At 42.2% G+C, this 25,684-nt stretch carries 22 protein-coding genes; 8 read left to right on the top strand and 14 right to left on the bottom strand.

Features of this window, described 5'->3' with window-relative positions:
- Positions 1–145 precede the first annotated feature (145 nt).
- From HQQ94_RS14370 to HQQ94_RS14345, 6 genes are all read left to right on the top strand, one after another.
- Positions 146–1,624 (top strand): aerolysin family beta-barrel pore-forming toxin, encoded by a 1,479-nt coding sequence (locus HQQ94_RS14370; RefSeq protein ID WP_173295063.1) that lies wholly within the window; start codon positions 146–148, stop codon positions 1,622–1,624.
- Positions 1,625–1,782: 158 nt separating this feature from the next.
- A complete protein-coding gene (locus HQQ94_RS14365) occupies positions 1,783–2,079 on the top strand; it encodes a Dabb family protein (RefSeq protein WP_173295062.1) in 297 nt (98 codons plus the stop codon).
- Between the two features lie 208 nt (positions 2,080–2,287).
- Positions 2,288–2,887 (top strand): HAD-IB family hydrolase, encoded by a 600-nt coding sequence (locus tag HQQ94_RS14360; RefSeq protein WP_173295061.1) that lies wholly within the window; start codon positions 2,288–2,290, stop codon positions 2,885–2,887.
- A 206-nt stretch (positions 2,888–3,093) separates the two neighbouring features.
- Positions 3,094–3,450 carry a YibL family ribosome-associated protein gene (locus HQQ94_RS14355; RefSeq protein WP_173295060.1) on the top strand — a complete coding sequence of 119 codons (357 nt, stop codon included), beginning with the start codon at positions 3,094–3,096 and terminating at the stop codon, positions 3,448–3,450.
- A 271-nt stretch (positions 3,451–3,721) separates the two neighbouring features.
- On the top strand, positions 3,722–4,339 hold the full coding sequence (gene ribA / locus HQQ94_RS14350) for a GTP cyclohydrolase II (RefSeq protein ID WP_173295059.1): 618 nt from the start codon (positions 3,722–3,724) through the stop codon (positions 4,337–4,339).
- A 66-nt stretch (positions 4,340–4,405) separates the two neighbouring features.
- A complete protein-coding gene (locus HQQ94_RS14345; protein WP_173295058.1) occupies positions 4,406–5,224 on the top strand; it encodes a hypothetical protein in 819 nt (272 codons plus the stop codon).
- A 113-nt stretch (positions 5,225–5,337) separates the two neighbouring features.
- Here the strand turns inward: HQQ94_RS14345 and HQQ94_RS14340 are convergent, their stop codons facing one another.
- Complete coding sequence (locus HQQ94_RS14340; protein ID WP_173295057.1) at positions 5,338–6,873, bottom strand: DUF3612 domain-containing protein; 1,536 nt, start codon at positions 6,871–6,873, stop codon at positions 5,338–5,340.
- A gap of 174 nt (positions 6,874–7,047) precedes the next feature.
- Here HQQ94_RS14340 and HQQ94_RS14335 point away from each other — a divergent pair, with 174 nt between their 5' ends.
- The gene (locus HQQ94_RS14335) at positions 7,048–7,560 is read left to right on the top strand and encodes a malate synthase (RefSeq protein WP_173295056.1); all 513 of its coding nucleotides are present in this window, start codon (positions 7,048–7,050) and stop codon (positions 7,558–7,560) included.
- 88 nt (positions 7,561–7,648) lie between these two features.
- Here the strand turns inward: HQQ94_RS14335 and HQQ94_RS14330 are convergent, their stop codons facing one another.
- The 13 genes from HQQ94_RS14330 to HQQ94_RS14270 form a co-directional block, all read right to left on the bottom strand.
- Positions 7,649–8,005 (bottom strand): VF530 family DNA-binding protein, encoded by a 357-nt coding sequence (locus tag HQQ94_RS14330; protein ID WP_173295055.1) that lies wholly within the window; start codon positions 8,003–8,005, stop codon positions 7,649–7,651.
- Between the two features lie 269 nt (positions 8,006–8,274).
- Positions 8,275–10,677 carry a S8 family serine peptidase gene (locus HQQ94_RS14325; protein ID WP_173295054.1) on the bottom strand — a complete coding sequence of 801 codons (2,403 nt, stop codon included), beginning with the start codon at positions 10,675–10,677 and terminating at the stop codon, positions 8,275–8,277.
- Positions 10,678–11,200: 523 nt separating this feature from the next.
- Positions 11,201–11,914, bottom strand: a complete 714-nt coding sequence (locus tag HQQ94_RS14320; protein ID WP_217274041.1) for an SIMPL domain-containing protein — start codon at positions 11,912–11,914, stop codon at positions 11,201–11,203.
- Positions 11,915–12,124: 210 nt separating this feature from the next.
- Positions 12,125–13,414 carry an OmpP1/FadL family transporter gene (locus HQQ94_RS14315; protein ID WP_173296655.1) on the bottom strand — a complete coding sequence of 430 codons (1,290 nt, stop codon included), beginning with the start codon at positions 13,412–13,414 and terminating at the stop codon, positions 12,125–12,127.
- Between the two features lie 362 nt (positions 13,415–13,776).
- On the bottom strand, positions 13,777–15,228 hold the full coding sequence (gene putP / locus HQQ94_RS14310) for a sodium/proline symporter PutP (protein WP_173295053.1): 1,452 nt from the start codon (positions 15,226–15,228) through the stop codon (positions 13,777–13,779).
- 158 nt (positions 15,229–15,386) lie between these two features.
- Positions 15,387–16,091 carry a DUF3379 domain-containing protein gene (locus HQQ94_RS14305; protein WP_173295052.1) on the bottom strand — a complete coding sequence of 235 codons (705 nt, stop codon included), beginning with the start codon at positions 16,089–16,091 and terminating at the stop codon, positions 15,387–15,389.
- The gene (locus HQQ94_RS14300; RefSeq protein WP_173295051.1) at positions 16,084–16,647 is read right to left on the bottom strand and encodes a sigma-70 family RNA polymerase sigma factor; all 564 of its coding nucleotides are present in this window, start codon (positions 16,645–16,647) and stop codon (positions 16,084–16,086) included. The genes HQQ94_RS14305 and HQQ94_RS14300 overlap by 8 nt, the downstream gene beginning before the upstream one ends.
- A 116-nt stretch (positions 16,648–16,763) precedes the next feature.
- Entirely contained in the window at positions 16,764–18,410 is a 1,647-nt protein-coding gene (locus HQQ94_RS14295) for a BatD family protein (RefSeq protein WP_173295050.1), read from the bottom strand.
- An 85-nt stretch (positions 18,411–18,495) separates the two neighbouring features.
- Positions 18,496–20,514 carry a VWA domain-containing protein gene (locus tag HQQ94_RS14290; RefSeq protein ID WP_173295049.1) on the bottom strand — a complete coding sequence of 673 codons (2,019 nt, stop codon included), beginning with the start codon at positions 20,512–20,514 and terminating at the stop codon, positions 18,496–18,498.
- A gap of 2 nt (positions 20,515–20,516) precedes the next feature.
- On the bottom strand, positions 20,517–21,509 hold the full coding sequence (locus HQQ94_RS14285) for a VWA domain-containing protein (RefSeq protein ID WP_173295048.1): 993 nt from the start codon (positions 21,507–21,509) through the stop codon (positions 20,517–20,519).
- Positions 21,503–22,039 carry a DUF4381 domain-containing protein gene (locus tag HQQ94_RS14280; RefSeq protein ID WP_173295047.1) on the bottom strand — a complete coding sequence of 179 codons (537 nt, stop codon included), beginning with the start codon at positions 22,037–22,039 and terminating at the stop codon, positions 21,503–21,505. The genes HQQ94_RS14285 and HQQ94_RS14280 overlap by 7 nt, the downstream gene beginning before the upstream one ends.
- Positions 22,039–22,968, bottom strand: coding sequence for a DUF58 domain-containing protein (locus HQQ94_RS14275; RefSeq protein ID WP_173295046.1), 930 nt, complete (start codon positions 22,966–22,968; stop codon positions 22,039–22,041). Before HQQ94_RS14275 ends, HQQ94_RS14280 begins: the two co-directional genes overlap by 1 nt.
- Entirely contained in the window at positions 22,969–23,925 is a 957-nt protein-coding gene (locus tag HQQ94_RS14270) for a MoxR family ATPase (RefSeq protein WP_173295045.1), read from the bottom strand.
- A 448-nt stretch (positions 23,926–24,373) separates the two neighbouring features.
- On the opposite strand from HQQ94_RS14270, the gene fadI reads away from it, so the two are divergent.
- Positions 24,374–25,684 (top strand): acetyl-CoA C-acyltransferase FadI, encoded by a 1,311-nt coding sequence (gene fadI, locus HQQ94_RS14265; RefSeq protein WP_173295044.1) that lies wholly within the window; start codon positions 24,374–24,376, stop codon positions 25,682–25,684.

Genomic DNA, 25,684 nt, shown 5'->3' with positions numbered 1-25,684 from the left:
GAATTAACTGTGTTTATTGTAATATGCAATAAACAATTAATGTAGCATAAAAATGTTTCTGGCAAGCTGAAAATTTGAGCCTGAATATAGCTAATTACTTCAAGCGTTGAGAATTATTGCCTGATCATTTTAATAAAGGTTTTACATGAGAAATAAAATATTAATACTTACCTTGTTATTCATTACAGCATATATACCGTCAGGTTATACAATAGAGCCTATTTATCCTGATAAATTAAAATTTTTTAGTTTAGATGATGAGGCATGCGAGGTGGGTTACCGAGTATTAACACGCGATGAAGCCCAGCCTGTTAAATCACAGATAGTCAAGAATATGGATAGGTGGCAAATATCAGGCCTTGCAAATCACTGGGTGATTATGGGGCAGGGTTATGGAGGGGAAATAAAACCAGGCGGGGCGAGTAATACTTTATGTTATCCGACAAATAATCATGCAAATGAGATCGCGATATTACCAACTAACTTCATTTCAGCAAGTGATGAGGTAGATATTCAATGGCAACTGGTTCATGATAAAACGTACTTTATTAAACCCAATAGTTATTTAGCTCATTACCTTGGTTATGCTTGGTTGGCGGGAAATGACAGTGATTATATTGGTGACGATATGAATATCATCAAGGAGGAAAACGGTTGGCTTATTCAAGGTAACAACCAAGGGGATTGTGACGGAGAGCGATGTCAGGATAAATCATCGATTTTCGTTAGTCATTTTGATTATCGTTTAGATGAGAATAGCTTTTCTTATGGAGACGTCAATGCAGTCGATAAAGAATGGGTTAAAACAATTAGTGCTAATGCGATTAATGACAAAGATAGACCTCAACAAGTGATCGTTAATCTTAGGTACGACATATCAACTCATTGGTCAAAAACCAATATGAACAGCCTAAGTGAAAAAGTCATGGTGCATGATAAATTTAGTTGGCCTAATGTTGGGAAAACGGAATTATCGATAAGCATTGAGGCAGATCAGCCATGGACTGCTCAAAATTCAGGGGTTGAGACCCATGAATCAAATATTGAGGCCAGGATAATGGTCCCTGCTCACTCATCAATCCCGATTAAGGTTGCCCTATATCGCTCTAGTATTTCTTATTCTTATTTATTTAATGCCGATGTCAGCTATGATTTAACATTTAATGGTTTTTTACGTTGGGGAGGCAATGCTTGGCCCTCTCACCCTAAAAATAGACCAACTCGAACCCACACTTTTACTGTTGGACGCTGGAAGGATAAGACTAGCAGTATTCACTATCAATGGGATAAGCGTTACATTCAAGGTGAGGTTAATTGGTGGGATTGGTCATGGACCATAGATAAATATGGTTTATCTAGGATGACCGATATATTATCACAAGTACTGAGGCCCGTTAGTACATCGATTTCAGGAGATTTTTTTGCTGAAAGTCAGTTCATCGGTGATATCGAAATTGGTCGTTCATTGAGCCATGTCCCGAAGATAAAAAGAGAGAAGAGGGCTCTAAAGGAGCGCATGAAAGATGCAAGTGTGCAACTGACGGACATTAACTTCACTGCTGATGAGTTGGCATTACTGGGTTTTAATGATGTACAATTGACGATGCATGCTGCCAATGAATAATGGGCTACAGCACGAGTTGATGGTTCTGATTATAGGCTGCGGCATTTTTTCATCGTATTAATATGCGTAATCAAGATAGGTTTTGAGTCAGGCCAACGTTATTTTATTGCCCAATCTATGGCTGCGCCATAGACATTTTTACAGTAATGGAAAGAATAATGATACGACATATTCTGTTAATCAAATTTAAACAATCAGTCGATTCATCTCAAATCGATACGCTTAGGGCATTATTTGAATCTATGCCGAGTAAAATTACGGGGGTTGTTGCCGTTGAATGGGGCGTGAATGATAGTGAAGAAAATAAAAATAAAGGTTATACGCATTCCGTTTTAATGACGTTTGACAATGAAGAAGCGCGTCAGCATTATTTACCGCATGCTGAGCATGATCAACTTAAAGAGGTGTTTCGTCCATTACTTGAAGACATTCTCGTATTTGATTATCAGATTTAACTGTCGATTGTTGGCTGATAATGTTACAGGCCATAGCTAATATCGCCGTTTTTTGTCACATTCTTCATTCAAATAATGCCATTGATTACTCATAAAGTGTGTCAGCATTTTTTCAGTGTTTAAGGTATAGAATAGGGCGGGAAAAATAGATTATCATCGACTTGCTTCAAGGTGAGCGTTAATACTAGTGCTTGATTAGGAGAGTGGTGTGAATTTGGCTTTATTTGATTTTGACGGAACGATCACTGATGCCGATATGTACACAACGTTTTTACATTATTCGGGGTCTATGTGTCGAGACATGATTGGTCATTTACTATTGGCCCCCTGTTTTTTGATGTATAAACTGGGTTATTTATCAGCACGAAAAATGAGAATACTAGCGAGTTATGCTGCATTTTCACAACGAAAATATGATGAGTTAAATCACATTGGGCTTGAATTTAGCCGCAAAATGATTCCTCTGTATTTGAGAGATTGTGCACCAGAGAGAATAGATTGGCATCAAAAAAATGGTGATGAGGTGGTCGTTGTCTCCGCCTCGATCGATATTTATTTAAAGCACTGGTGTCAAGCCTACGGATTAAGTTTAATCTGCAGTGAGCTGGAAGTGAGAGATGGTAGGCTATCTGGGTGTTACCTTGCTGGAGATTGTAGTGGCGAGGCAAAGGCTAAGAAGGTTCGTGAATGCTTTGATTTAACAAGCTATGAATGCATTTATGCTTATGGTGATAGCGCTGAAGATTTAGATATGCTCAAGCTTGCTGATGAGCAATACATGAATTGGGCTAAGGTGTCTGTTCAGTAAATGGACATTTGTACATCAAAGCCTTGAATATCGATGTGCTAATCGTGTGCAATGAGATGCCAAGTTATCTGATATCACGCACAAAAGCGGTATCTGCATGTGCTTAGATGCTGCTATAATGCCGCCATTAGATCAGATTAATTATTATAAAACAGCCGTTATATCAGGGCTGTTTTTGCATTTTATAGAATTTTTAAGGCTCGAAAATGAATTTAAAAGAAGAACTTCATGAACTTAGCTCTAAGCTAGAGCAGTTTCGCCGTAAACTAGCGGCTGCAGAAAAGCGCGGTGATAAAGGCATTATGCTGCAATTCAGACAAGAAATTAATGCTGTTAATAAACGCATTGCTAGCGTAAAAGCACAAAAGACCCGTGAGCTAAGTAAACAAGGTGGATCTGTTTTAAGTTTGCAATTCAATCGCCCACTAACTAAAGGTGAGCAAGCGGATATGGGTAAGTTAAAGAAGTCAGTTAAAGGACTTGTGGTTGTTCATCCAATGACGGCACTTGGTCGTGAAATGGGCATCGAAGTTGTGACGGGTTTTGCCGAAAAAGAGTTTTAGTGACTCATACATTAACGGCTTAAAATTATTTGACTGTGGCAGATTTATCCTTTTTATACTCAGTTGCGGTGGGTCTACTATCCTTAAGGTGACATCATAGATGATTACACCACTAAGGTATTTCACTTACTGGCAAAAAAAGATAAAATAGGGATCATTATTTAGAGATAAAAATGTACTCTTTTTGGCCCTTTAGTTCATTGTTAAGCATTCATTTCGTTGTTTTCTTGATGATAGTCATTTCAGGGAAGAGAGTCGTTTAAGGTTATTCATGTCGATTAAGTATGTTGCTTCCTCAACGCTACCCACCTCTTGGGGCGTGTTTGATATGCATGGTTTTGAAGATACAGAAACGGGTAAAGAGCATGTCGCATTGACATTTGGTGTGTTTGATACTGACGCCGCTGTGTTAGGTCGAATTCATTCAGAATGCTTAACTGGAGATGCCTTATTCAGTTTACGTTGTGATTGTGGATTTCAACTGCAAACTGCGATGCAAAATATTGCAGAAGCAGGACAAGGTTTTATTCTTTATCTACGTCAAGAAGGGCGAGGTATTGGTTTGTTGAATAAAATTCGTGCGTATGAATTACAAGATCAGGGAGCAAACACGGTAGAAGCCAATGAAAAATTAGGCTTTGCTGCCGATATGCGCCAATACGATATGATCTTACCTATGATGGATAAGATTGGCATTAAGAAAGTTAACTTAATGACCAATAACCCACGAAAAGTCAAAGCTATGAAAGAGTTAGGCATTGAGGTTGTTGCGCGTATACCTTTGCAAGTAGGTAAAAATCGTTATAACGAAGACTATCTAAAAACTAAGTCTACAGAACTTGGGCACATGATGTCCGAACATCATTTTACGGGTAACGACGAGACATAATTAAGGTAGATTTTAATCTCATGACACGTTATATTCAAACCATACCAATAAATTAATCTTTTATGTATGGTTTTGAATAATTTAACTTTTCTGATTGTGTTTTTTATTTTTATTTCCCCATCGACTCATGCTAATGAAGACTTTACTCATTACGCATTTGCTAACTATCTTGGCAGTGGTCTGTATCGTACTTCCGAGCAAAATACCACAGTTGTCAATGTACCATTGAATTTCAATATTGATAACAATAATGCCGAGTCATGGTTCTTTCATACACCTATCTCTTTTGGTTTTTTTAATTTTAAATGGGATGATGTGCCTAATGGGGATTTTCCATCGAGTATTGGCACTGTGACCCTTACTCCTGGTATCGAATATCATCTACGAACTTCAGAACATCATGAGTTGCAAACTTACTTTGATTTGGGCTATGGCATCAATAATAATTCGGGTTCTGGTGTCGGTATTATGTCTGCTGGTGTGTCTAGCCTGTTGGATTTAGCGTTTAAAAAAACGCATCCTATTTGGGTTAATCGTCTGTTTTTTGCAGGCTATAGAAGTGTCGATACCGCCGAAAGTGAAACGTATTCTGCTGTTCAGTCAGGTATCGATATGGGCACAGGTATATATTGGCGATGGGATTGGCTTGGCGTAGATGTCGAGCCAAGAATATTTGCAGCTGGTTACTGGTATTTTGATAAGTTACGCTTTGCTACGCCTTTTGCTGATGATGTCCTAGTGTCTAATAGCCTTGAAGTTGGGATCACCTTAGCTTTTTCAAAACCCATACTGTGGGAATGGATGGGGATAGAACGCTTGGGGGTAAGTGTGCGTTCAGGTGATGGTGTGCAGGTATGGCGTTTACTATTTGAGTTACCAATTTAAGTACATGTAACTATGAAGTTTTCGCTTGAGTAATCTGAACTCGGGATCATGAGTGCTAAAGAGTCTCAATGCTTCATTTAACGTCAGTAATTGTCAACCTCCTTACTTTTAGGCTAATTGAGAGTGTCGCATTCAGCTTTTCCTGATGCATAGCAGCTTGGTTGGCGTGGGCATGCCGCACCTCTGGAACAAATAAGTCTGGCTTCATTCTCTATACCACGTTCTATCCAGTTAATATTCAATATTTTAGCAACGCTCATGAGATCTTTTTTGATGGCGCGAGGGATCATGACAGAACCGCGATTATCGACACATGCTTGCTTTAGTAAGTTCGCTATCGATCGTGCATCGCCACCTTGGGCCTCAATAGCCGGGTTGAGATCGATGCCGGCACAAAGCACATGACTATTGCCCGCTAAGTCCTCTACTTTTGTCGATTCACAACAGTAAATCCTAGGCTCATCGGCCACATTAAGAATCGATATTTGTGCTGATGTTCCTCGGCTAGGCGCATTTATCATCCTAAATACTGCCCAATGCTGACAAGGATCTTGTACTTGTCTCATGTTTCCCCAAGGTAGTGGTATTCCATTACCTCGGTATACGGCTTTTAATTTTCCAGGCGCGTAGGCGTCGAAATAATGCCAATGAGGGTAAGGTGACACAACGGTCATTCGTCGCATAGCGACAGATGCGGAGACCCCAAGTTTTTGATGAATATCGATTTCATAGCCATGGCGGTCGAGCAGTTGTCTGAATGGGACTTTAGGGCAGAGTAGAGCGCCGGCAAAAAAACTGGATTCGAAGTCACGCCACGCATGCAGAATATCTTGGGCATTTACCGTCGACGAGGCAGGGGTGCCTAGCTCTTCAGGTGTGCTTACTTGATTTCCTGTGGTTAACACAGATTTTAACCCATCTTTATTGTGTAAGGCGCAATGACCGATATGCACGGCTAAATCGTATTTGAGTCTAATGGGGATATGGTTAAGTTTGTTATTGATATAAATGGTTGAAGGGGGTTCAAAGAATGAGGTGATAACTTGGGTGGAAGTGACGCCCATTTCATCTATCACATCTTTAGGTGCTTGATCCACCCATTTTATCGTTAATCCCATATTGTGGGCGATAGTCATCATATCGTCTACTGCTAACGGCATACGTTTCATGCCTATTTCTTCCGCGGCGCGCTCAAGATCGGGAAAATGATTTTGGTGATGCTCTTGGTGCGCGCGAATGAGTAAATGAGCAAATTGTCGGCCAGTGGTTCCTGTTTGAGACAGCATTTCAGGGATGGCTATTTGTAATATGTCTTTTGAAAAGAGAAAACTAGGCTCAAGTGCCATACCACTAATTCCGCCTCGGCTGCCTTTTTCTGGAGTAATTGCTTGATCTTCGGGCATGTCATCTAAAAACCAATCGACATCTTTTTGAAATACAACGGCGATCACAGCCATCATATTTGCACTAGGGACACGCTTACCTCGCTCTATCATCGATAGATAAGATATTGACGGGGAAGACTCTGGATCGACTCTCATGCAACGAGCAGACAAATCTTCCATGGTGAGGTTGTTACGTTTTCTAAGATTACGGATCTTTGTTCCTAGAAAATGGGATTTACGCAGTAAACTTTGAGATTTAATCATTTTGTAAAATTCACAATGTAAAATTTTAATTGTGAAATTGTAGTAAAAAATTAGCTAGACTACAAATCAAGCAATCGAAAAAACGTATAAAACAGTTTTTTACAATATAAACAAATTCGATTGTGCGGCAATAAATAGAATATGACATTTAAATTGAGCGAAAAGGATAAGGCTATGAATACATCAACCATGAGAAATACGCAAAACAAACAGAATATTAATGACCTTATCAGTGCTGAAATTGTATCAATGGATGACTACGCAGTGTCTGCTAGTGTCAATGTGGTGGATCAAGCTAAAACATTTCTTGACACGGTTTTCCCATTAGCTGCAGGCTCACACAAAGATGTCAGCAGTTATGTGGTTTATTATCAAAATTTGTTGATGTTTTTTAAGGATGGTACCCATAGTGGACTGCGAGATCCTCGCCAATTTATTGCATTAAATGGTCATAAGAGTGAGCCTTCAGCAATTTTATTACAAGATAAGGGGACCCATGTCGCATTAACCTTTGATCGTTGTGGTATGAGAGGATCGCAAGATTTGGCTGATTTAGAAGATATTCAACTTGAAGGGCATCAATATTGGATAAGCTTGCTCAGTATCGAGGAGCAAAATAAGATTTCAACTTCCCTACAAGATCAAATTTTTACAGCCAAAGATGGCAGTGACTATACATTAAAATAATATCGACAGCATGATGGTGATCGGCATGAGATAAAAATAAGGCTACCCTTGACGAAAGGGTAGCCTTATTTTTAGTGTGATATCTTTATTATGACGATTTTCCCCAAATATCGGTATTCACACTTGAGTCATCAATTGAATTTTTTGTGGGTTTGACTTTATGACTGGCGGCGCGGCGAGTTTTATCGCTTGCTTGATAGCCATCCTCTCTTGGTTTTTGTGCAGGTAAAGGTAACTTATTCATTTTCAAGTAAAGGTATTCCACCTTTTCTCTTGCCCAGAGTGTTTTACGCAGGAATCGTAGGCTCGATTTCATGTTCGGATCATGTTTAAAGCAACGTACATTGATGCGGTCTCCAAGCGCTTCCCAGCCGTAATGCTCGACTAAGTCAGTTAATAAGCTTTCTAGTTTGATGCCGTGTAATGGGTTGTTTACTTGTGTCATGAGTTTACTGGATCAGTTGGAATTAACAGTATTATACCAGCAAATAGGAGGGGGGATATAGTCAGCGTAGTTTCTATACGCAAACGCCCCTAAGATACTGCAGGATTCGTCTGTCGAGAAGCGCTGTATTTGAAGGGGGTAATGGCATCTGCATTCACAACATTCCCATTATTCTATGAAACACTGAAACGAACATCTTGAAGTGGCGTGGGTATACAATAAAAGAGAGCATGAATACTCTCTTTTATTGATCATCTAGTGAATATTGTTCACTGGAAGCTTAGCGTCCAAGCGTTAATGGTCCCGATATCGTTTCTGACACTGTCAACCACTTTAAGTGTCCACAGGCCTGCGGACTCCACACCTGTCATGTCGAGGGGATAGCTTTGGTTGAGATTGTTACCTATTCCACCAGTATTGTCATGAAGTAGGGATATTGTGCCATCAGGGCTGTGGACTTCAACGTGTAAATCACCAATAAAATCATGTGAAATGGCAAGTTTAGCAATTAGGTTACCTGAATCACCGGTTCGAGTGACTGAGATAGTACTGCTGATCCCTGCCGAATCATCATCGGGGATAGGGTAGTGTATGTTGCTGGTGTAAGTGTCACCGTCTGGGTTGTCGTGAGGGTTGGCTTCAGTGTAATTAGCCAGTAAACTCACGTCATTAAATGTGCTGTAACTTTGGATCATGACATAATAAGTGCCCGTTTGAGATTGGGAGATAGCACAGGACTCGCTGTTTCCGCTCTCCCATGAACGACAATTGTAGCTATTAGTTGTGGGGGTCGAACCATATTGAACATACATATCAGCATCTCCTGTTCCACCTGTCATGGTAAAGGTGAGATTTGATGCGCCAATAGGAACATCAATTGAGAAATAAAGCGCCCTATCATTGGTGCCAGCTAAGCTTGTTTTTGCTATGCCATTAACCAGCATATTATAATTAGGCTCAGTGCCAGAATGAGTTGGGCCATCACAAGATTCATCTAAGTAAGCTTTTGCGGCGACAGCATCAATCAGCCCATAGCCTGTTTTATCATCACGTCCAGTCGTGCCTAGATCTTCTGCTGTGGCATTGAGTGCTGTGCGAATTTGTGCTGCGCTGCATTCTGGGTGTTGACTCCAAATTAATGTGGCAACGCCTGAAACGTGAGGTGCAGCCATGGAAGTGCCATTATAGTATTGGTAATCTTCGTTATCGGTAGTGGTAAGGGTAAACGTTGATCCTACGAGCTTGTGAAAGTGTTGGCCGGTTGCGCGACTAACAGAGACTGAAATGACTGGGGCGTCATTATTGACATCAATTAAAAATGGATTCTGTAAACCAGGTAAAGCGGTATTACTGTACACAATAACCCCTTTTGCGCCTGCATTATAACATGCTGTAATTGCATTGATTTCTGGGTAAGATTCAATCTGATTGCCAACTCGTTCAACAAGGCATATTTTATCGTTCATGTCGTCGCAGTGAAAGTCAGAACCCGATACTGTACACTCAGCCAACTCTGCGGTAACACTGCCATTAATCTGTGCCACTATATGGTTCGTTTCATTTTTCACATAACGATTATGAGGAACAATGCCTTCGGCGAAATAGGACTTCCCTTCAGAGGTGATATCAGCAAGACGTCCTTCACCTACTGTAACGGTTGAAAGAATGGCTTCACCTGGCGCTGAAATCTCAACCTGATTGGTATACTGAGAAAATGCCGCATGGTCTTTATTACTATCAACCGCTGCGACAGACATCACAGAGTCATAAGATGCTGGATAACTATGCTGATTATTGCCGTCATTACCGGATGCAGCGATCAGTAATATGCCATTATTTGCATGGATCTCGAGCGCATTACGCTCCGTTTTCGTGGCTGCACCTCCACCAAGACTCATGGTGACGATATTGGCGTCGTTGCGAACACACGTATCGACAGCTGATACGAGTGAGGATGAGTATCCCCAACCGGATTCATTAAATACTTTAATCACGTGGATATTGGCATGCTGATTTGGCATGACACCAATCACCCCATGGTTGTTGGCGATTGCTGCAATGGTGCCAGCAACATGTGTACCGTGGGCATTATTGTTACCCGGTTCATACCAGTTTCCTGTGCCTGAGTTGTTCGTGCCTGTGACCTTATTATCTTTTAAATCACTGTGGTCTCGATCGTAGCCTGAATCAATAATACAAATGGTTCGGTTGCCTGTTTGTGAATCACTGAGTTTAGTGGCTCCCACATACGTTTCGCCCCAAGGTGTTGTTTCACTCAGAAACCTTCTTGGAACATCTTCTTCAATGTATTCAACATGAGCATTAAGCTTGAGTGCCTGAATGCCTTTAGCATTGAGTTTGACTGAATAGCTATTACTACGAGCAATCTGTTTTATCTCTTTGGCAGATATACTGCTCATGGCTTTGTAATGTGAAAAAATTTCGTTTGAGCTAGGTTCATAGAGGGCTGCATTTGATTGAGGCTGAAAGCGATCGAGGGCGTTTAAATGGTTAAACTTGACGATATAGCGCTTAGGTAAAGGTGATGTTTGATTCATGTTTGCATCTAAGGAGTATGCTCTTGGGCTAAAGGTTGAATTTGCAGTGACGGCGGCAGAGATCACGAATGCAGACAGGCTTAAAGCCCATGTCGTGTATTGGGTATTTGTCATAGTTGCCTTCCATGTTAATTAGTATTAATCATTGTTATTTGATGTTTTTTTAGTATTTTCGCTAAAGAAATAGCACCTCATTAGTGAATGTATCTGTATGTGTGTAAGTTGTAAATGAAATGTTTAATTTTTTAAGTGGTTTAGGTTGGGCGTGATAGAATCGTGGTGAAATGAATAAATATCTTACTTATAAACCATAAAAATCAATTTTTGGTTGATTTTAGATTTTATAGTCATAAAAAATAAGTTTATATTCATCTAGTGTCAAGGTGGTGAGTGTTGAGATACCAGTGAGGTTGGATGCATAGCAATATTACAACGTGATGAAAGTATTATTATTAATCTAGATTTTATCAACAGGTATATACTATTCTTAAAAGTAATAAGTAATAAGTAATAAGTAATAAGTAATAAGTAATAAGTAATCAATTAATTAAGGCGATTGGGGGTGGCAGTTTTTTGCTAAGGCGGCCCAATTCAAATGTTGCTTAATTGTGGCCGCTATGTATTTATGGGGTTGATATTAGTCGTCTAAGTAATAGGTTAATGTCGACACAATACGCACCTTTTTGATGTAAGGTGTATTACTGTCGCGATTTGAAATACTAAATTGCCCTTGACTTGCTTGTTTTATTTTACCGAGTGTAGAGTTGGAATCACTGGCAAATTTGCTGGCGACTTCTCTTGCATTTTGTGTGGCAGATTGAACCATCTCAGGTTTAACTTTATTCAGTTCGGTGAATAGGAACTCAGTACGACTGTTATAGTCTTCGCTTGAAATGGCAATGCCATCTTTGGCGAGTACTAGTATTTTCTGTTGGCTGTTGAGTAATAGATCAACCCGTTTAGTGTATAAAGAAATGCTCACTTTAGCCGTGTAGCGATATTTCACATTGGGATCGACGTAGCCTTGTGCTTGTCTGTCTTCAATGGAGGGCTGGGAAGTTGAGATCTCGTCAGCGGTGAAGCCTTGCTCGGTTAAGAAGCTAATGACCTTATCGGTTTTTTCCTGCACTGAAGCATATAAGGTGTTGAGATCATTATCAACCTCGGTAAACCGAATTGGTTGAATAGCAATCGTGGCTTTAACCTCTTTCTCTGCCAGTCCTTTGACCGTAACGGTGCGTTCCATGGATTTCATTTTAAGTAAGCTTTCGCCAATGTCCTTGGCTGAGAGCACGAATCCAAGACTTAATAAACCGCCTAATATCAAGGCGGCTAACGTATTACTTTTCAATACAGTATTCCATATCTAACGAGGGGGTAATGCTTGCATAATACGGCTTTTCAGGTCGTAAATCTATGGCGGTAAACCTTGCATGTTAGGGGACTTTATCGTTTATCTTCCAATGTAGTGACGATTTGAGTCGTTATCAAAGAAGGGGCAACAGACGAAAAACCGCACATCAGTGCGGCTTTAAACTAGTGCTATACAGATACTAATAACTTAGAATTGATAGTTATACTGCACTGAATAGTAGACGGCATCTGAGCGAGTCGATGCGGTTACATCACTTTTAAGAACATCACTTGCTTCAGTGACGTGCACATCTTCACCACGAACAAAGGCAATGCCCATATCTATGGTGGTTTGGCTACTCAGGTTATAACTTGCGCCGGCGGTATACCAGTTACGGTCTGAGTCAGGAATTGATAGTGAGCTAAGTTCGCCCACAACGCCTTGATCATGCATGTAACCTGCGCGTACTTTCCATTGCTCATTAATAGTGTAAGTGCCGCCGACACTGAATAACCAAGAGTCATCCCATTGATATTGCTTCAATGATGCGTTACCAGTAGCAGTTCCATTGGCGATTTGACCATCGCTAAGGGTGATTTCATCGAAATCGCCCCAAGTGGTGAGCTGAGCGGTGTAATGCAGTGCAAATGTGTCATTGAGTTGATGAAAACCGGCCACTTGGAAAATATCTGGCATCGGGATATTAATCTCATCATATGTAGTTTGTGTGTAGTTGACATGACCGGAGGCGCTAAATTCTGGGCTGAAGCGGTAACTCATGCCTAAACGGTTATCGGCGTTAAACTCATAAACGGTACCAATAATGCCACCAAATGCCACCCCATCGGCGTCAACATCGACTAAAGAAGTCGGTACCATGTTGCCATCAGGTGGGGATGGAAGATTGCCTTCACGGCTTAAGTTACCTTCACCATAAATGATATCAACGCCAGCACCTATGCTGAAATGCTCGTTAAAGCGGTAGGATAAACTTGCGTTGAAGTTCATGGTGACAATTTCAGTGTTACCGAGTAGATCAACCGGAGCGGGTAGAGATGCGCCATTAGGTAACTGGGGGTTGACATTGGCAAGACCCGTTAAGTCTGTGCCTGTGCCAAAGTTACTGAATCCTGCGACACCAAATGCCCAGCTGTCGTTAATCGGCTGGATGTAGTAAAAATTAGGGATGATCTTACTTTCTGCTGCGCCGTCTACGCTACCGTAGTTGGCTGTGCCAGCTATGCCAGTAACATCTGTGATGTTGACGTCAAGATCGGCATACGCAACGCCAACAGACAATGATTTTTTATCAAACATTGCCATTGCAGCTGGGTTACGTGACAGTACAGAAGCATTATCAGCGATAACGGCATCACCTGCAAATGCGCGGCCAATACCTGTTGCAGATTGGCTATTAAGTTGGAAGCCTGCTGCTAGAGCTTGAGAGCTAGCGAGTGTTACGGCTACAGCGAGTATTGTCTTGTTGAAGTATTTCATCATTCTTTCCTTTATTGGCGGTCTCACTTCTATCGAGTGCCAAATGGTGTTGGCTTGGGCTCAATGTGAGATCCACTTATTAGACCAGTGCATAGTAGGGGGGTTTTTGCTTGTAACAACTCCGACCAGTTGCACTTTTATGTTATTTTTTTGTTAATTTTCAATGTGTAAGAATATGTTGAATAGCGTCACGATATTAATTAATGTCTAGATTGCCTATGGATAGCTAAGTTAGGGCTTTGTATACATTGGGGTAGAAGTTAATAAATTGTAAATTAAGCTAGTTAAAATAAATACTGATTTAGGCATACAAATGTATGCCCAAATCATGTTAACCCGCTGAAAGGGTTATTTTTTAGGATTTAAAGTTTTGAAGTAAATACTCTAAACTGTTCTTTTATCACATCTGATGGTGCAGAAATTTTACTTACAACGACACCTGTTAGTGTTGCCAAAATAAAGCCTGGTAAGATTTCATAGAGATCAAAAATACCACCGGATAGCTGCTTCCAAATCACGACAGTAATCGCACCGATGAGTATGGTTGCGACGGCGCCATTGCGACTATAACCTTTCCAGAAAAGAGACAATAATACGACGGGACCAAATGCAGCGCCAAAACCTGCCCAAGCATAGCTCACTAAGCCAAGTACACTACTCTCAGGGTTGAGGGCCACGATGCCAGCGATAAGTGCAATGGCAATCACGCCGATACGGCCGACTAGCATCAGCTCCTTGCTGCTGGCTTCTGGTCGTAACCACTTTTTATAAAAGTCTTCAGTTATCACACTTGAACAGACTAACAGTTGAGAGTCGATCGTACTCATGATGGCAGAGAGAATGGCTGCAATGAGTAAGCCACCGATCCAAGGATTAAAGGCAGCGTGGGCTAATTGAATGAACACTGTTTCAGGGTTAGACAGTGGCTCACTGGCAAAATAGAGATGACCTGCTAAACCTGTTGCTAGAGCACCGATTAGTGCAACCAACATCCAGCTCATGGCTATACGGCGTGATACAGTAATATCCGATGCATGCTTAATTGCCATGAAGCGTGACAGTATGTGTGGCTGACCAAAATAGCCAAGTCCCCACGCTAATAACGATGCTAGGCCAATAACAGTGGTGTTTTCATTAAACAAAGAGAGCATGGCAGGATCAATGCTATCAAATCCGGCTTGAGTTTCAGGTTGAGTAAAAATAGCAACAGGCACGATAAGCAGAGCGATGAGCATTAAACAACCCTGGAAAAAATCGGTCCAACTGACGGCAAAAAAACCACCGACGAAGGTATAAGATACTATGATGGTTGAGCCAATGATGAGAGACAAGGTGTAGTCTAAGCCGAATACTTTTTCGAACAATATGGCACCACCGACCATGCCAGATGAGGCATAAAAAGTGAAAAATACTAAGATGGTAACGGCTGAGACAAGCTTAAGTAAGCCCTTGCTATCTTCAAAACGTTTTTCAAAGAAGTCAGGTAAAGTGAGCGCATTGTCGGCAAATTCTGTATAGATGCGTAAACGTTTGGCGACAAATAGCCAATTAAGCCAAGCACCGAATACCAGTCCAATTCCGATCCATGCTTCACCTAGGCCACCAAGATAAACCGCGCCAGGAAGACCCAATAATAACCAACCTGACATATCGGATGCACCGACACTTAACGCGGTAACAGCAGGCCCCATGCCTCTGCCACCTAAAATATAGTCATCAACAGAATCCGTGGCTTTATAAGCCCAAAGTCCTATTCCCATCATTAAGGCAAGGTAGCCAGTAAAGGTAATTAAGATTGGTAATTCAATATTCATGTGAGTGCCATTCGTTATTATTTTTAAAATGTGGCCGACATGCTAGCAGATGTAAGCGGTAAACCTCAATCTAGATATTAAAGGTAATGTCGCTCTTGTCTATGATGTAACCTATGGTGATAACATGTCACCATAGGTTGTTACTTCTAGCAAACATATCAGATGAATGTTTGACCTATTTCTTTTTTTGCAAAATTAATATCTTCACTCGTTTCACCCACAAGTAACATATAGGCGTTATCAGTGACAAAACCACTGCCTTTATATTGGTTATCGGCGAAGGCGGCTTCCAGTACCATACGATGTTCGATAGGGACAATGAATAGCGTGACCTTGCTATGCTCACCTTGCATCACAAGGTGTAGACTCTGAACGCCTTGAAAATCACACAAGGTGCTATAGTATACTTTGCCAGGTTGTTGAGTAAATTGGGCGTCTCCTAATGTGCCGAGGGAGGCCAGTTGCACGTTGACATCGGAAAAGTCCACATGATTATCGGCTTTCAACGCTTGGGTTTCATGGTAAACGTGTGCAAGTGCATGCTGCCCTAAATCAACTGGGGCCATTCTTAACAGTGTGAAACTTATTCCAGCAATAAATGCAACTGAAGCCACCAACGCAAGAGTAAATCCAGAACGTTTACGTTGGCTCTGATGTTGATGCAACTGTTGATTGAGTAATAATTTGGCAGCAAGATCTTCTGGCACACTGATGGTTAATGCACGTGCTAATTTGTTATCTAACTTTTTAAGATCCTTGACAAAGGCAGCCTGCTCTGGAGAATCATTCATTTCAGCTAAAAAGTCGGCATCTTGGCAGTTTGGGTCTTCGTAGGCTTGACGCCTAAATGTTAACTCATCCATTGGATTGGCCTCGTACTTTGGGTTGCTCTAATACGTCTTTTAGTTGGTTACGTGCTCGAAATAATCTTGTCATCACGGTATTGCGATTTAGCGACAAAATGTTTGCAATTTCTTCACCGTTAAAGCCGCCAATGATTTGTAATAGCAATGGCTCTCGGTACTCAAGTTCCAATGTCGCGATTTGTCGGCGGATCAGGTGTTGTTCAACCTGTTCTTCAGAGCTTGATGCAATATTATCTTCTAGTGTGTCTTGTTCGACATCAGAATAATCAAATTGTTTACGTTCAAAACGTCGTGCATTTTCGCGTCTTAAGATCGTGATAAGCCATGCTTTGGCTGCCTTATCATCTTTTAACGATTCAAGTGATCGCCACGCTCTTAAAAACGTTTCCTGAGTGATGTCCTCCGCAACATGTTTATCCCCGCATAGCCAATAGCCATATCTGAAGATATCTGCATGGAGTGCCTTGACAAGGCTATCGTATCGTCTTTGTTTAGTTACCATGTCTGAATGGACCGTGGTAACGGTTTTTTTATTTCGCGTGAAAGTAAACATGTTAGAATTTATGCCGTTTCAGGTAGCGATAACCATGCCCGTTAGCTTAACCTGATGAACATTAAGTGCAAGAGGTTAATGTGAAATTAGCCTCTTGCATTGGATATGAAGCTTAATTAGCGAGGATTGAGCTGTGCTAATGGGCTATGATTTTTTACTTTGGTCTTATCTGGCGCCGAACTCACAGCTGACAAAATGTTCTGATAGTCTACCTGGCTTTTGTTGCGACTAAATGCACTGACTTGCAGTTCACTGATGGCATTGTTAAGCGCGGTGGATAATTCAGCAATTTCATTTAAAGACATGGGCTTGTTGTATATTTCATTAAAATAAGTTTGCAGTGCAAAGAGGACTTTTCCTGCATCGTTTTCTTCACAAACAGCGATGAATATTTGTAATGCTGTGCTGGTTTTTTTAGATGATAACGCACGAGGTGAATTATCTTTTACTTTTGGATTAACGGAGGTTGTTTGATTTGCGGCTTTACGCCATAAAAATAGGGTGACTATCCATAAGGTTGCAAAAAGCAGGGTTGACCATGGCCAAAATTCACTTGTTGTTGACTTATTTGCATTGCCGTTCAGAGGTGATGGCTCATTTGTGACGCCTTGACTGTCAATCACGTTAATCGTTCGAGCAGGTAAGCTGGCAGTCTCTTGTTGCTTAGTATGAGGATTCCACCAAGGTATGTGGATCTCAGGTAAAATGTAAGTGCCCGCTGTAGTGGGGACGATGGCCAAGGTTTGTGTTAATTGTGACACCATTTGTTGATCGCGCAGAAAGGTTTTTCTCTGGGCTTTTTCTGGATAGCTTTTGAGTTCAGCAGGCACTTGAATAGTAAATTCAGGTAAACTGGTTTCATCTGTATTAGAGGCTAATAAGCTAATGGTACGGGTAATGGGGATCCCGACTTCATATTCTTGTGGCTCAGTAGGCCAATCTTCAGTGAGTGCAACGAGATCAGAGACGAGCCATTTTCCATGAGATTCATTAGGAATTGGGTTTATCAATATAATAGATTTTGGCGCTTTAGCTTGCATGGGTTTGCTTTCGTTAAATGAAAACATACTGCCACGTCTCGATGATTGTACCACTACATCGCCAGAGAAACTCGCACCATCAATGGTCAGCTCTCCTGGTTGATCGGCGATAATACTGTAGGTTCGTTCAATGACTCGATATCGTTTTCCTTTAAGCAATTCTGTTTTATCGGTATCTTCTCCAATTTGTTTTATTTGAGCACCGTCAAGAACTGGGGCGCTAAGGACGCCACGCTGCAAATCTACTGCTAAGTATAGTTTGACCTTATAAGTGATCATTTGGCCCACATAGGCTTCATCTGTTGACAGTTCGCCTCGAATGAAAAGGCTCTCCATTTGTTCAGGTTGATTTTCAGCTGTGGTAACCGTGAGCATAATAGGCGCTGAACTGACTCCGTCTATTGTCATCGCTGGGATCTGAATATTGCCAGAGTGGAGCGGGGATAGCATGACTTGCCAGATAGTTTTTTTACTCGTATTGAAGTTAATAATTTGAGTATTACGGCTGACACTAGTACGGCCAACAGCGAAGTCTTTTAGTAACCCTGAAGTATCTAATTTCCCAGTGTTGACATCATCGTCAGCAGTGATGGTCAGGACTAAATATTGTCCCTCGACAGCAGGGTTTCTGTCGACACTGGTCTCGAGATTGCTGAGAGCAAAACTTGGGAATGAGCCTGATAGCGTGATGATGGCTACAAGCATAATTTGTCGTATTAACACTGGCCTAATTCCTTTGAAATGAGACGAAGATGAATAACAAGCATAATATCCTGCTGGAATTGAATGAGTAATAACTTTTTAGGCATTACCATTGCTCCTGCTCCTTAGGGCTTAAGCCTTGCATGCGGCGTTTTTGGTATTCCAGCTGCATTTTGTTTCTCAGTAACACCTGAGGATCATCGACTAGGACTCGCATTGCGCGTTCCATTTCTGGTGGCAGATCTTCTTGTGTTGCAACCGCTTGTGCGGCCTGAGCTGGTTTATCTTTATTGTCAGGATTTTCATTTTGTTCTGCTTGTTCTGCTTGTTCTGCTTTCGTCATGTCTTTTGATGAGCGCTCTTGATCCTGTTCATTTTGCGCTGTTTTGGGATCATCAGCTGATGGGGTATTTTGAGGATCATTAGGCTCTGATTTATCCTGTTTCTGACTGGGATCGGCTTCCATTTTCGCATCATTATTGTTTTGTTGTGATGATTCTTTTTCAGATTGTTCTTTATTCTCTTGTTTTGACTCATTTTCTTGCTCTGATCCTTGTTGTTGATCAGATTGTTTGTCTTTACTTTGATCTTGTTCTGACTGCTTATCCTGATTATCTTGATTATCTTGATTATCTTGCTTATCTTGCTTATCTTGCTTATCTTGCTTATCTTGCTTATCTTGCTTATCTTGCTTATCTTGCTTATCTTGCTTTTGTTGATCGCTGTTATCATCCTGATCTGAATTTTTATCCTTATCGGGATCACTCTCAGAATTCTCTTGTTTCTGTTGAGCCAACTTATTGGCAAGCTCAAGATTCTCTTTAGCACCATTAAGATTTGAATCCAATTCGAGTGCACTGGCGTAGCGTTTTGCTGCCTCCTCAAACTCACCTTGTTGCATTAAGGTATTGGCTTGGTTATAAAGACCTTCTGGGCGGCTATCTTGTTCAAATAACGCTAGGGCTTGATCATATTCCCCTGCTTTGTAGTGCGCACTGGCTTGCCATTGAGGATCGGTGAATGTGGTTGATGCACGAGTATAATCTTGCGTTTGGTATGCTTGCATTCCCTGCTGATCTTGTGTTTTCCATAAGTCATCCCAAGGGGATGCTTGTACAGGGGAGGGCGATGAGATAGCACACACCAGTAGCGATGCGACTAAACCGTGCCTGAAACTGAGCAGTACAGGTAGCAGCAGTAATAATGCAATGTAGGGGCCCGCATCTTGCCAAATTTCCCCATTTAATTCAGTGGCCTTAGTATCCCCGCTTGCATCAAACCATTGAATCAATTGCGCTAAATCCGTTCCGTCAGTACGAAAGGGGATAAGTAAACCGTCGGTATCTTGCGTTAATTCATTGAGTAATGAGTAATTTGTTTTAGCCACAACCACCTGATTGGCATTATCACGCAGTAACTGACCATCGGGTAAACGTATTGGTGAGCCTTGTTCACTGCCTACAGCGAGTATTGATAAACGGTACTGGCTATCTTGAAGGACTTTTTTCGCTGCATTTATCTGGCTTGGGCTGACACCATCGGTCACTAAAATAATATCACCTCGAATATGGCCGCCTTGCATAAGTAGATTTTTACCTTGTGCTAATGCTAAGGGTAAGTTTGAGCCTCTAACGGGCATGATATCTGGTGAAAGAGTGGGCAATAAATTCAGTAAGGTGGCGCTGTCTCGTGTCAGTGGGCTGATGGTAAACGCGTCACCTGCATAGGCAATCAGTCCCGTTTCTCCTTCCTTTAGTGCTCCTATTAGATCGGTCGCTTTAAATTTTGCTTGGGTTAACCTATTGGGTGCTTGATCCGTGGCATACATAGACAACGACATGTCCATGATAATGACGCGACCTTGTGCAGCTTCATAGACAGGTAAAGATTGTTTGGTGATGGCAGGTCCTGACAGAGCCAGCACAGCAATCAACCAAGATACAGATAGATAAGCGAGATTACTGCGTTTAACGTGCTGGCTTTTCGATATCAAAAAGTGGGCTAAATGTGGCGAAATATAGCGACTCCAGGTAGAGTTTACTCGCTCTGTTTTCCAAATGAGCAGTAAAATGATCAGCAAAGGTAATAGCGCGAAAAACCATTCGGGGCGTAAGAAGTGCAACATGGTTATTTTTTCCCCCAGTGAATATTGACACGTTTCATCATCGGCAATTGAGTTAAGGCCATTAAGATGGTCACGAGTAGGGCAAGTGCCAATGGAAAGTAGAACAGTTCCGACTGTGGGCGATAGCTCACTTGATCACGGCTGATGGGTTCGAGTTTATCTATTTCTTGGTAGATCTGAGCTAACTCCTGTGAGTTTCTGGCTCGAAAATAGCGTCCACCAGTGGCATCAGCCAGTGACGTGAGCTGGTTTTCATCAAGATCCATTGAAGGATTGACGCGCTCTTTACCAAATATCGTTCGACGTTCCATCACATCGGCACCAACCCCAATGGAGTATATTTTAATGCCTCTTTTGGCAGCGATTTTTGCTGCCTGATCTGGGGACACAGAGCCCGAGTTATTTGAACCATCAGTTAACAAGATCAACACGCGGTTACTTTGTTCAATTTGATCAAAACGTTTTACACTAAGTGCGATGGCTTCCCCAATGGCGGTCTGCTTACCTACTAAGCCAATTTGTGCTTCTTGCAGAAATTGAGCAACCGAACGCCTATCTTGGGTTAAAGGGGCCTGAAGATAGGCATGGTCGGCAAATAATATCAATCCAAGCTTGTCCCCCTTACGCCGTTCGATAAATTCGCTGAGCACACTTTGAACCATAGTGAATCGATTGACAGCTTTGCCATCAAGCACCATATCTTCAATCTGCATGCTGCCAGAAAGATCGACAGCTACCATGAGATCGCGACCTTTACTCGGCAGTTCGATAGGCTCGCCCATCCACAGTGGACGTGTCACGGCAATAATCAATAATCCCCAGACTAACCAGTATGCTTTGCGTGATGCAGGGGCTTGTTTAATTTGTTGACTGCCATTTGTAGTGATACCAGGAAGAAGTAAATGGCCGCTGATCTCAATATCTTGTTGTTTTTTTCGAAATATTAGGGGTAAAGGTAACAACAAAAGTAACCATGCCCATGCGAATGTTAGCATTTAACTTCTTGCTCCTGCTGCTTTGCATATGTGGTTGAAGACAATGATTGACTTGCCTTAGAATTAAGAGGAAGCGCTTCTGTGAGCCAGCGTTTGGCTAAGTATTTCAATTGCTTCACTTCATGTAGCGTGAGGCCATTTCTTTGATAGCGTTTATCTAATAATTGATGCAGTGCGGGTGTCGAGTGTTTGACTTGGCTATCCATCCAGCCATACCAGGCTTGGCCCTCTAACCCCGCCACCAGATCTCGAGGAAGATAACTTATCGCTGCACGTTTAATTAAGGTATTTATCTCAACAGTGATATTAGCGTTGTTGATATCGAGAAAGTCGAGTTCTTTAATGGCTATGCGTTTTGCCGCAGCGCGTTTGTAGCGACGAGTGAGCCAGATGGTGGTAACAATGAAACTACTGAGTAGTATCAAGATGACTAGCCAGTAACCCATTGCTATCGGCCAGTTTTCGATAATCGCCGGAGTATGGATATCTTTTAATGCCTCAAGTGCAGGGTTAGCGTTGACTGTTTGCATTACCTCAAGGTTCCTATTTGATCGTGCAGTGTTTTACTTGCATCGAGCACACGAGTTCTGACATGCAGTTTTTGCATCATTTGGGTAAAATGATGTTGCGAATTGAGTTGGTTTTTTAGCCAAGCATCATAACCTTTTCTATTGAGAGTCATTTCTTTATTACCTTCTCTGACTGGCAGTTGAAATTGCTTAGGCAGAGACAGAGTACCTTGTCTTAATGGATCGGTAATAAGATAGGCGCCCATGTCGCAGTGACGCTTGAGATCTGACAAAGGGGCAAGACAGGCTTCATTGAAATTACTGCCGTCGCTGATTATCCATATTAAGGAGCCGGGTTTAGCAATACGCCTGAGTCGCTGGCAAGCTCGAAGTAAGTGTTCAGGCTCAGCTTGATATTCAGAGATTTGATTGAGTTGCTTCTTATGGAGCGCGGTGATCCCTGAGATCAGCTGCAAAATGCCCTGCTGACGACTTCTAGGTTTCAGCTCCAGATGCTCCATCTCAGTGGCGATTAAGGCGCCGAGTTTGTCACCATGTTGAATAGCACTCCAGCCTAACGTGGTCGCCAAGTGGGCAGCTTGCACTGATTGTAACAATAAACTGGAACCAAAATAGAGGCTGTGACTCAAGTCGAGCAGAATGAGCACAGGTCGCTCACGCTCCTCAACAAAGAGTTTAGTGTGGACTTTGCCAGTACGTGCAGTGACTCGCCAATCGATGGTTCGTACATCATCACCGGGTTGATAATGACGTACTTCTGCGAATTCCATGCCTCGGCCCTTGATCTGGCTGGCTCTATGGCCGGCCAAATTTGCACGCGCCTTAGAGCGTGTTTCAGGTAAGGCCTTAGCAATGCTTTGACAGGCTAACAGCTCTTTTTGTGTCAGGTTAACCCCATCAGAAAAAAGCGGCAGTGTAATATCGACCATTTAGGGTACCGCAACTTGAGAAAGTATATGATTAATCACATGATCACTGGTGATCCCTTCGGCTTGTGCCTGATAACTTAACAGCAGGCGGTGTCTTAACACGTTAGGGGCCACGGCTTGAATATCTTCAGGAGAGACAAAGTCGCGTTCATATAACCAAGCGCGAGCACGTGCGCAGCGTTCAAGCGCTAAGGTAGCACGTGGGCTGACACCATATTCGAGCCAAGAGGCTAATTCATCGCTAAATTTTTGAGGCTGACGAGTGGCCATGATAATGTCGACAATGTAATGTTCTAGCGGCTCGGCAAGGTAGAGCTCAAGTGATTCATTTCTCGCGACAAAAATATCTTTTTGAATGATGGGTGTCACGGTCGGAGCATCTTGCTTAAGTGCCTCTTTACGAGACATTCGCATGATTTCAAATTCGGTTTCAGCACTGGGGTAATCTAAATTTAGGTGCATTAAAAAACGATCTAATTGGGCTTCTGGAAGCGGATAAGTTCCTTCATTTTCGAGGGGGTTCTGAGTGGCCATCACCAAAAATAACTCGGGTAATTTGTAGCTGTTTTTCCCGACAGTGACCTGACCTTCACCCATTGCTTCGAGTAATGCTGATTGTACTTTTGCCGGTGCTCTGTTGATCTCATCGGCTAAAATTAAATTATGGAAAATAGGACCTGCCTCAAATTCAAAGCTTGAAGTTTGTGCACGATAAATATCGGTACCGGTGAGATCTGCCGGCAGTAGATCGGGAGTGAATTGCACGCGATGAAAATCCCCATCAACGCCATCACATAACGCTTTAATAGCACGTGTTTTTGCCAAGCCTGGTGGGCCTTCGACGAGTAAGTGTCCATCCGCTATGAGTGCTATTAGCAGGTTTTCGGTTAGGATCGGTTGCCCTAAGATGACTTTATTTAGGTATTCGCGTAATGCGTGGAATTGACTCAAAGGCATGATGCTACTCGTTTATTTTAGTTAATTTGTGTATTGGCCAACAACATAATAAAAACTCTGGCTGAGTTTGGCTAGTGCCAATTTGCCATTAAGTTTAAAAATTTATCATGATGGTATGGCTTAGTCGGTGTAACTGTCCATTATTTAATCACCCTTCACTGGCCATGAGTTGGCGTACTGTACAGTAAGCCACAGCAGCTTGAGGTTGCTTGAGTATAGACAGCGGAATTTAGTAGAAACTCCATTAAACATAATTAATATTTTTTTAGACAACATTTTCGCTAAAAAAACAAACATATGTTTAAAATTTTCTACTAAGCAGTTAGAATCAGATGATATTTTGATGGTCAGACCTGTTGTAAGCCGTTCTGGATATGACCATTAATAGCCACAGGGATATCATACCGTCGGCTGCTGTGACAGGGAGACGTAGAAAAGAGGGTGAAAAATGAGTGACAGACAACAGGTAACGAACGCCAAGGGCGATCGTATTGCAATCGTGACAGGCTTAAGAACGCCTTTTGCAAAACAAGCGACTGCATTTCACGGTGTATCAGCATTAGACATGGGCAAGATGGTTGTTAATGAATTACTTTCACGTTCTGAGTTAGATCCTAAAGAAATACAACAGCTTGTATATGGTCAGGTGGTCTTGATGCCTGCGGCGCCAAACATTGCTCGTGAGATCGTGTTAGGCACAGGCATGGACATTAGCACCGATGCTTATAGCGTCACGCGCGCCTGCGCCACGAGTTTTCAATCGACGGTCAATGTCGCTGAATCGATCATGACGGGTAACATTGAAATAGGCATTGCAGGTGGTGCTGATTCATCCTCTGTTTTACCGATTGGAGTATCAAAAAAATTGGCCCATGCCTTGGTGGATCTTAATAAGGCGCGTTCATTTGGTCAAAAACTAGCGATTTTCCGTCGGTTAGGTTTAAAAGATTTATTGCCTGTTCCTCCCGCAGTGGCTGAATTTTCCACTGGGTTGTCGATGGGGCAAACCGCAGAGCAGATGGCGAAAACTTACAATATTAGTCGAGCAGATCAAGATGCACTCGCCCACCGTTCACACTCACTTGCCGCCGAAACTTGGAATGCAGGTCACCTCACTCAAGAGGTGATGACAGCTCATGTTCCCCCTTATAAAAGTTTTATTGATCGTGATAACAATATTCGTGAAAATGCGTCGATTGAATCTTATGCCAAGCTCAGGCCTGCCTTTGATCGTAAACACGGCACAGTAACGGCGGCGACAAGTACGCCGCTGACTGATGGTGCATCTGCAGTGCTGTTGATGAGTGAAAGCCGTGCTAAGGCGTTGGGTTATGCCCCTATTGGTTACATAAAGAGCTATGCATTTAGTGCCATTGATGTGTGGGAAGACATGTTGATGGGGCCATCTTATGCAACACCATTGGCACTTAAGCGTGCAGGGATGGAGCTTGAAGATCTGACGTTGATCGAAATGCATGAAGCATTTGCGGCGCAAACATTAGCGAATATGCAGATGTTTGGCTCGAAAAAATTTGCCCAAGAAAAGCTCGGTCGTAAGCGAGCCATCGGTGAGATTGATATGAGTAAGTTTAACGTACTAGGTGGCTCGCTTGCTTATGGACATCCTTTTGCGGCAACCGGGACTCGATTGATAACTCAAGTGTGTAACGAGCTTAAACGTCGCGGCGGCGGTACAGGATTAACGACCGCGTGTGCAGCAGGTGGGTTAGGTGCGGCAATGATAGTTGAAGTGGAGTAA

Origin of the sequence: Shewanella sp. VB17 (assembly GCF_013248905.1) — a bacterium.
Classification (GTDB): Bacteria; Pseudomonadota; Gammaproteobacteria; order Enterobacterales; family Shewanellaceae; genus Shewanella.
Note: the sequence above shows the minus strand (reverse complement) of the source record. Positions and strands in the feature narration are given on the sequence as shown.

What these genes read in the sequence shown, in the direction of transcription:
- ribA (WP_173295059.1), top strand. Translation starts at nt 3,722, where the DNA reads ATGTCGATTAAGTATGTTGCTTCCTCAACGCTACCCACCTCTTGGGGC.
- HQQ94_RS14355 (WP_173295060.1), top strand. Translation starts at nt 3,094, where the DNA reads ATGAATTTAAAAGAAGAACTTCATGAACTTAGCTCTAAGCTAGAGCAG.
- HQQ94_RS14340 (WP_173295057.1), bottom strand. Translation starts at nt 6,873, where the DNA reads ATGATTAAATCTCAAAGTTTACTGCGTAAATCCCATTTTCTAGGAACA.
- HQQ94_RS14330 (WP_173295055.1), bottom strand. Translation starts at nt 8,005, where the DNA reads ATGACACAAGTAAACAACCCATTACACGGCATCAAACTAGAAAGCTTA.
- HQQ94_RS14275 (WP_173295046.1), bottom strand. Translation starts at nt 22,968, where the DNA reads ATGGTCGATATTACACTGCCGCTTTTTTCTGATGGGGTTAACCTGACA.
- HQQ94_RS14365 (WP_173295062.1), top strand. Translation starts at nt 1,783, where the DNA reads ATGATACGACATATTCTGTTAATCAAATTTAAACAATCAGTCGATTCA.
- HQQ94_RS14300 (WP_173295051.1), bottom strand. Translation starts at nt 16,647, where the DNA reads ATGTTTACTTTCACGCGAAATAAAAAAACCGTTACCACGGTCCATTCA.
- putP (WP_173295053.1), bottom strand. Translation starts at nt 15,228, where the DNA reads ATGAATATTGAATTACCAATCTTAATTACCTTTACTGGCTACCTTGCC.
- HQQ94_RS14315 (WP_173296655.1), bottom strand. Translation starts at nt 13,414, where the DNA reads ATGAAATACTTCAACAAGACAATACTCGCTGTAGCCGTAACACTCGCT.
- HQQ94_RS14335 (WP_173295056.1), top strand. Translation starts at nt 7,048, where the DNA reads ATGAATACATCAACCATGAGAAATACGCAAAACAAACAGAATATTAAT.
- HQQ94_RS14370 (WP_173295063.1), top strand. Translation starts at nt 146, where the DNA reads ATGAGAAATAAAATATTAATACTTACCTTGTTATTCATTACAGCATAT.
- HQQ94_RS14285 (WP_173295048.1), bottom strand. Translation starts at nt 21,509, where the DNA reads ATGCTAACATTCGCATGGGCATGGTTACTTTTGTTGTTACCTTTACCC.
- HQQ94_RS14290 (WP_173295049.1), bottom strand. Translation starts at nt 20,514, where the DNA reads ATGTTGCACTTCTTACGCCCCGAATGGTTTTTCGCGCTATTACCTTTG.
- fadI (WP_173295044.1), top strand. Translation starts at nt 24,374, where the DNA reads ATGAGTGACAGACAACAGGTAACGAACGCCAAGGGCGATCGTATTGCA.
- HQQ94_RS14305 (WP_173295052.1), bottom strand. Translation starts at nt 16,091, where the DNA reads ATGGATGAGTTAACATTTAGGCGTCAAGCCTACGAAGACCCAAACTGC.
- HQQ94_RS14270 (WP_173295045.1), bottom strand. Translation starts at nt 23,925, where the DNA reads ATGCCTTTGAGTCAATTCCACGCATTACGCGAATACCTAAATAAAGTC.
- HQQ94_RS14280 (WP_173295047.1), bottom strand. Translation starts at nt 22,039, where the DNA reads ATGCAAACAGTCAACGCTAACCCTGCACTTGAGGCATTAAAAGATATC.
- HQQ94_RS14325 (WP_173295054.1), bottom strand. Translation starts at nt 10,677, where the DNA reads ATGACAAATACCCAATACACGACATGGGCTTTAAGCCTGTCTGCATTC.
- HQQ94_RS14345 (WP_173295058.1), top strand. Translation starts at nt 4,406, where the DNA reads ATGGTTTTGAATAATTTAACTTTTCTGATTGTGTTTTTTATTTTTATT.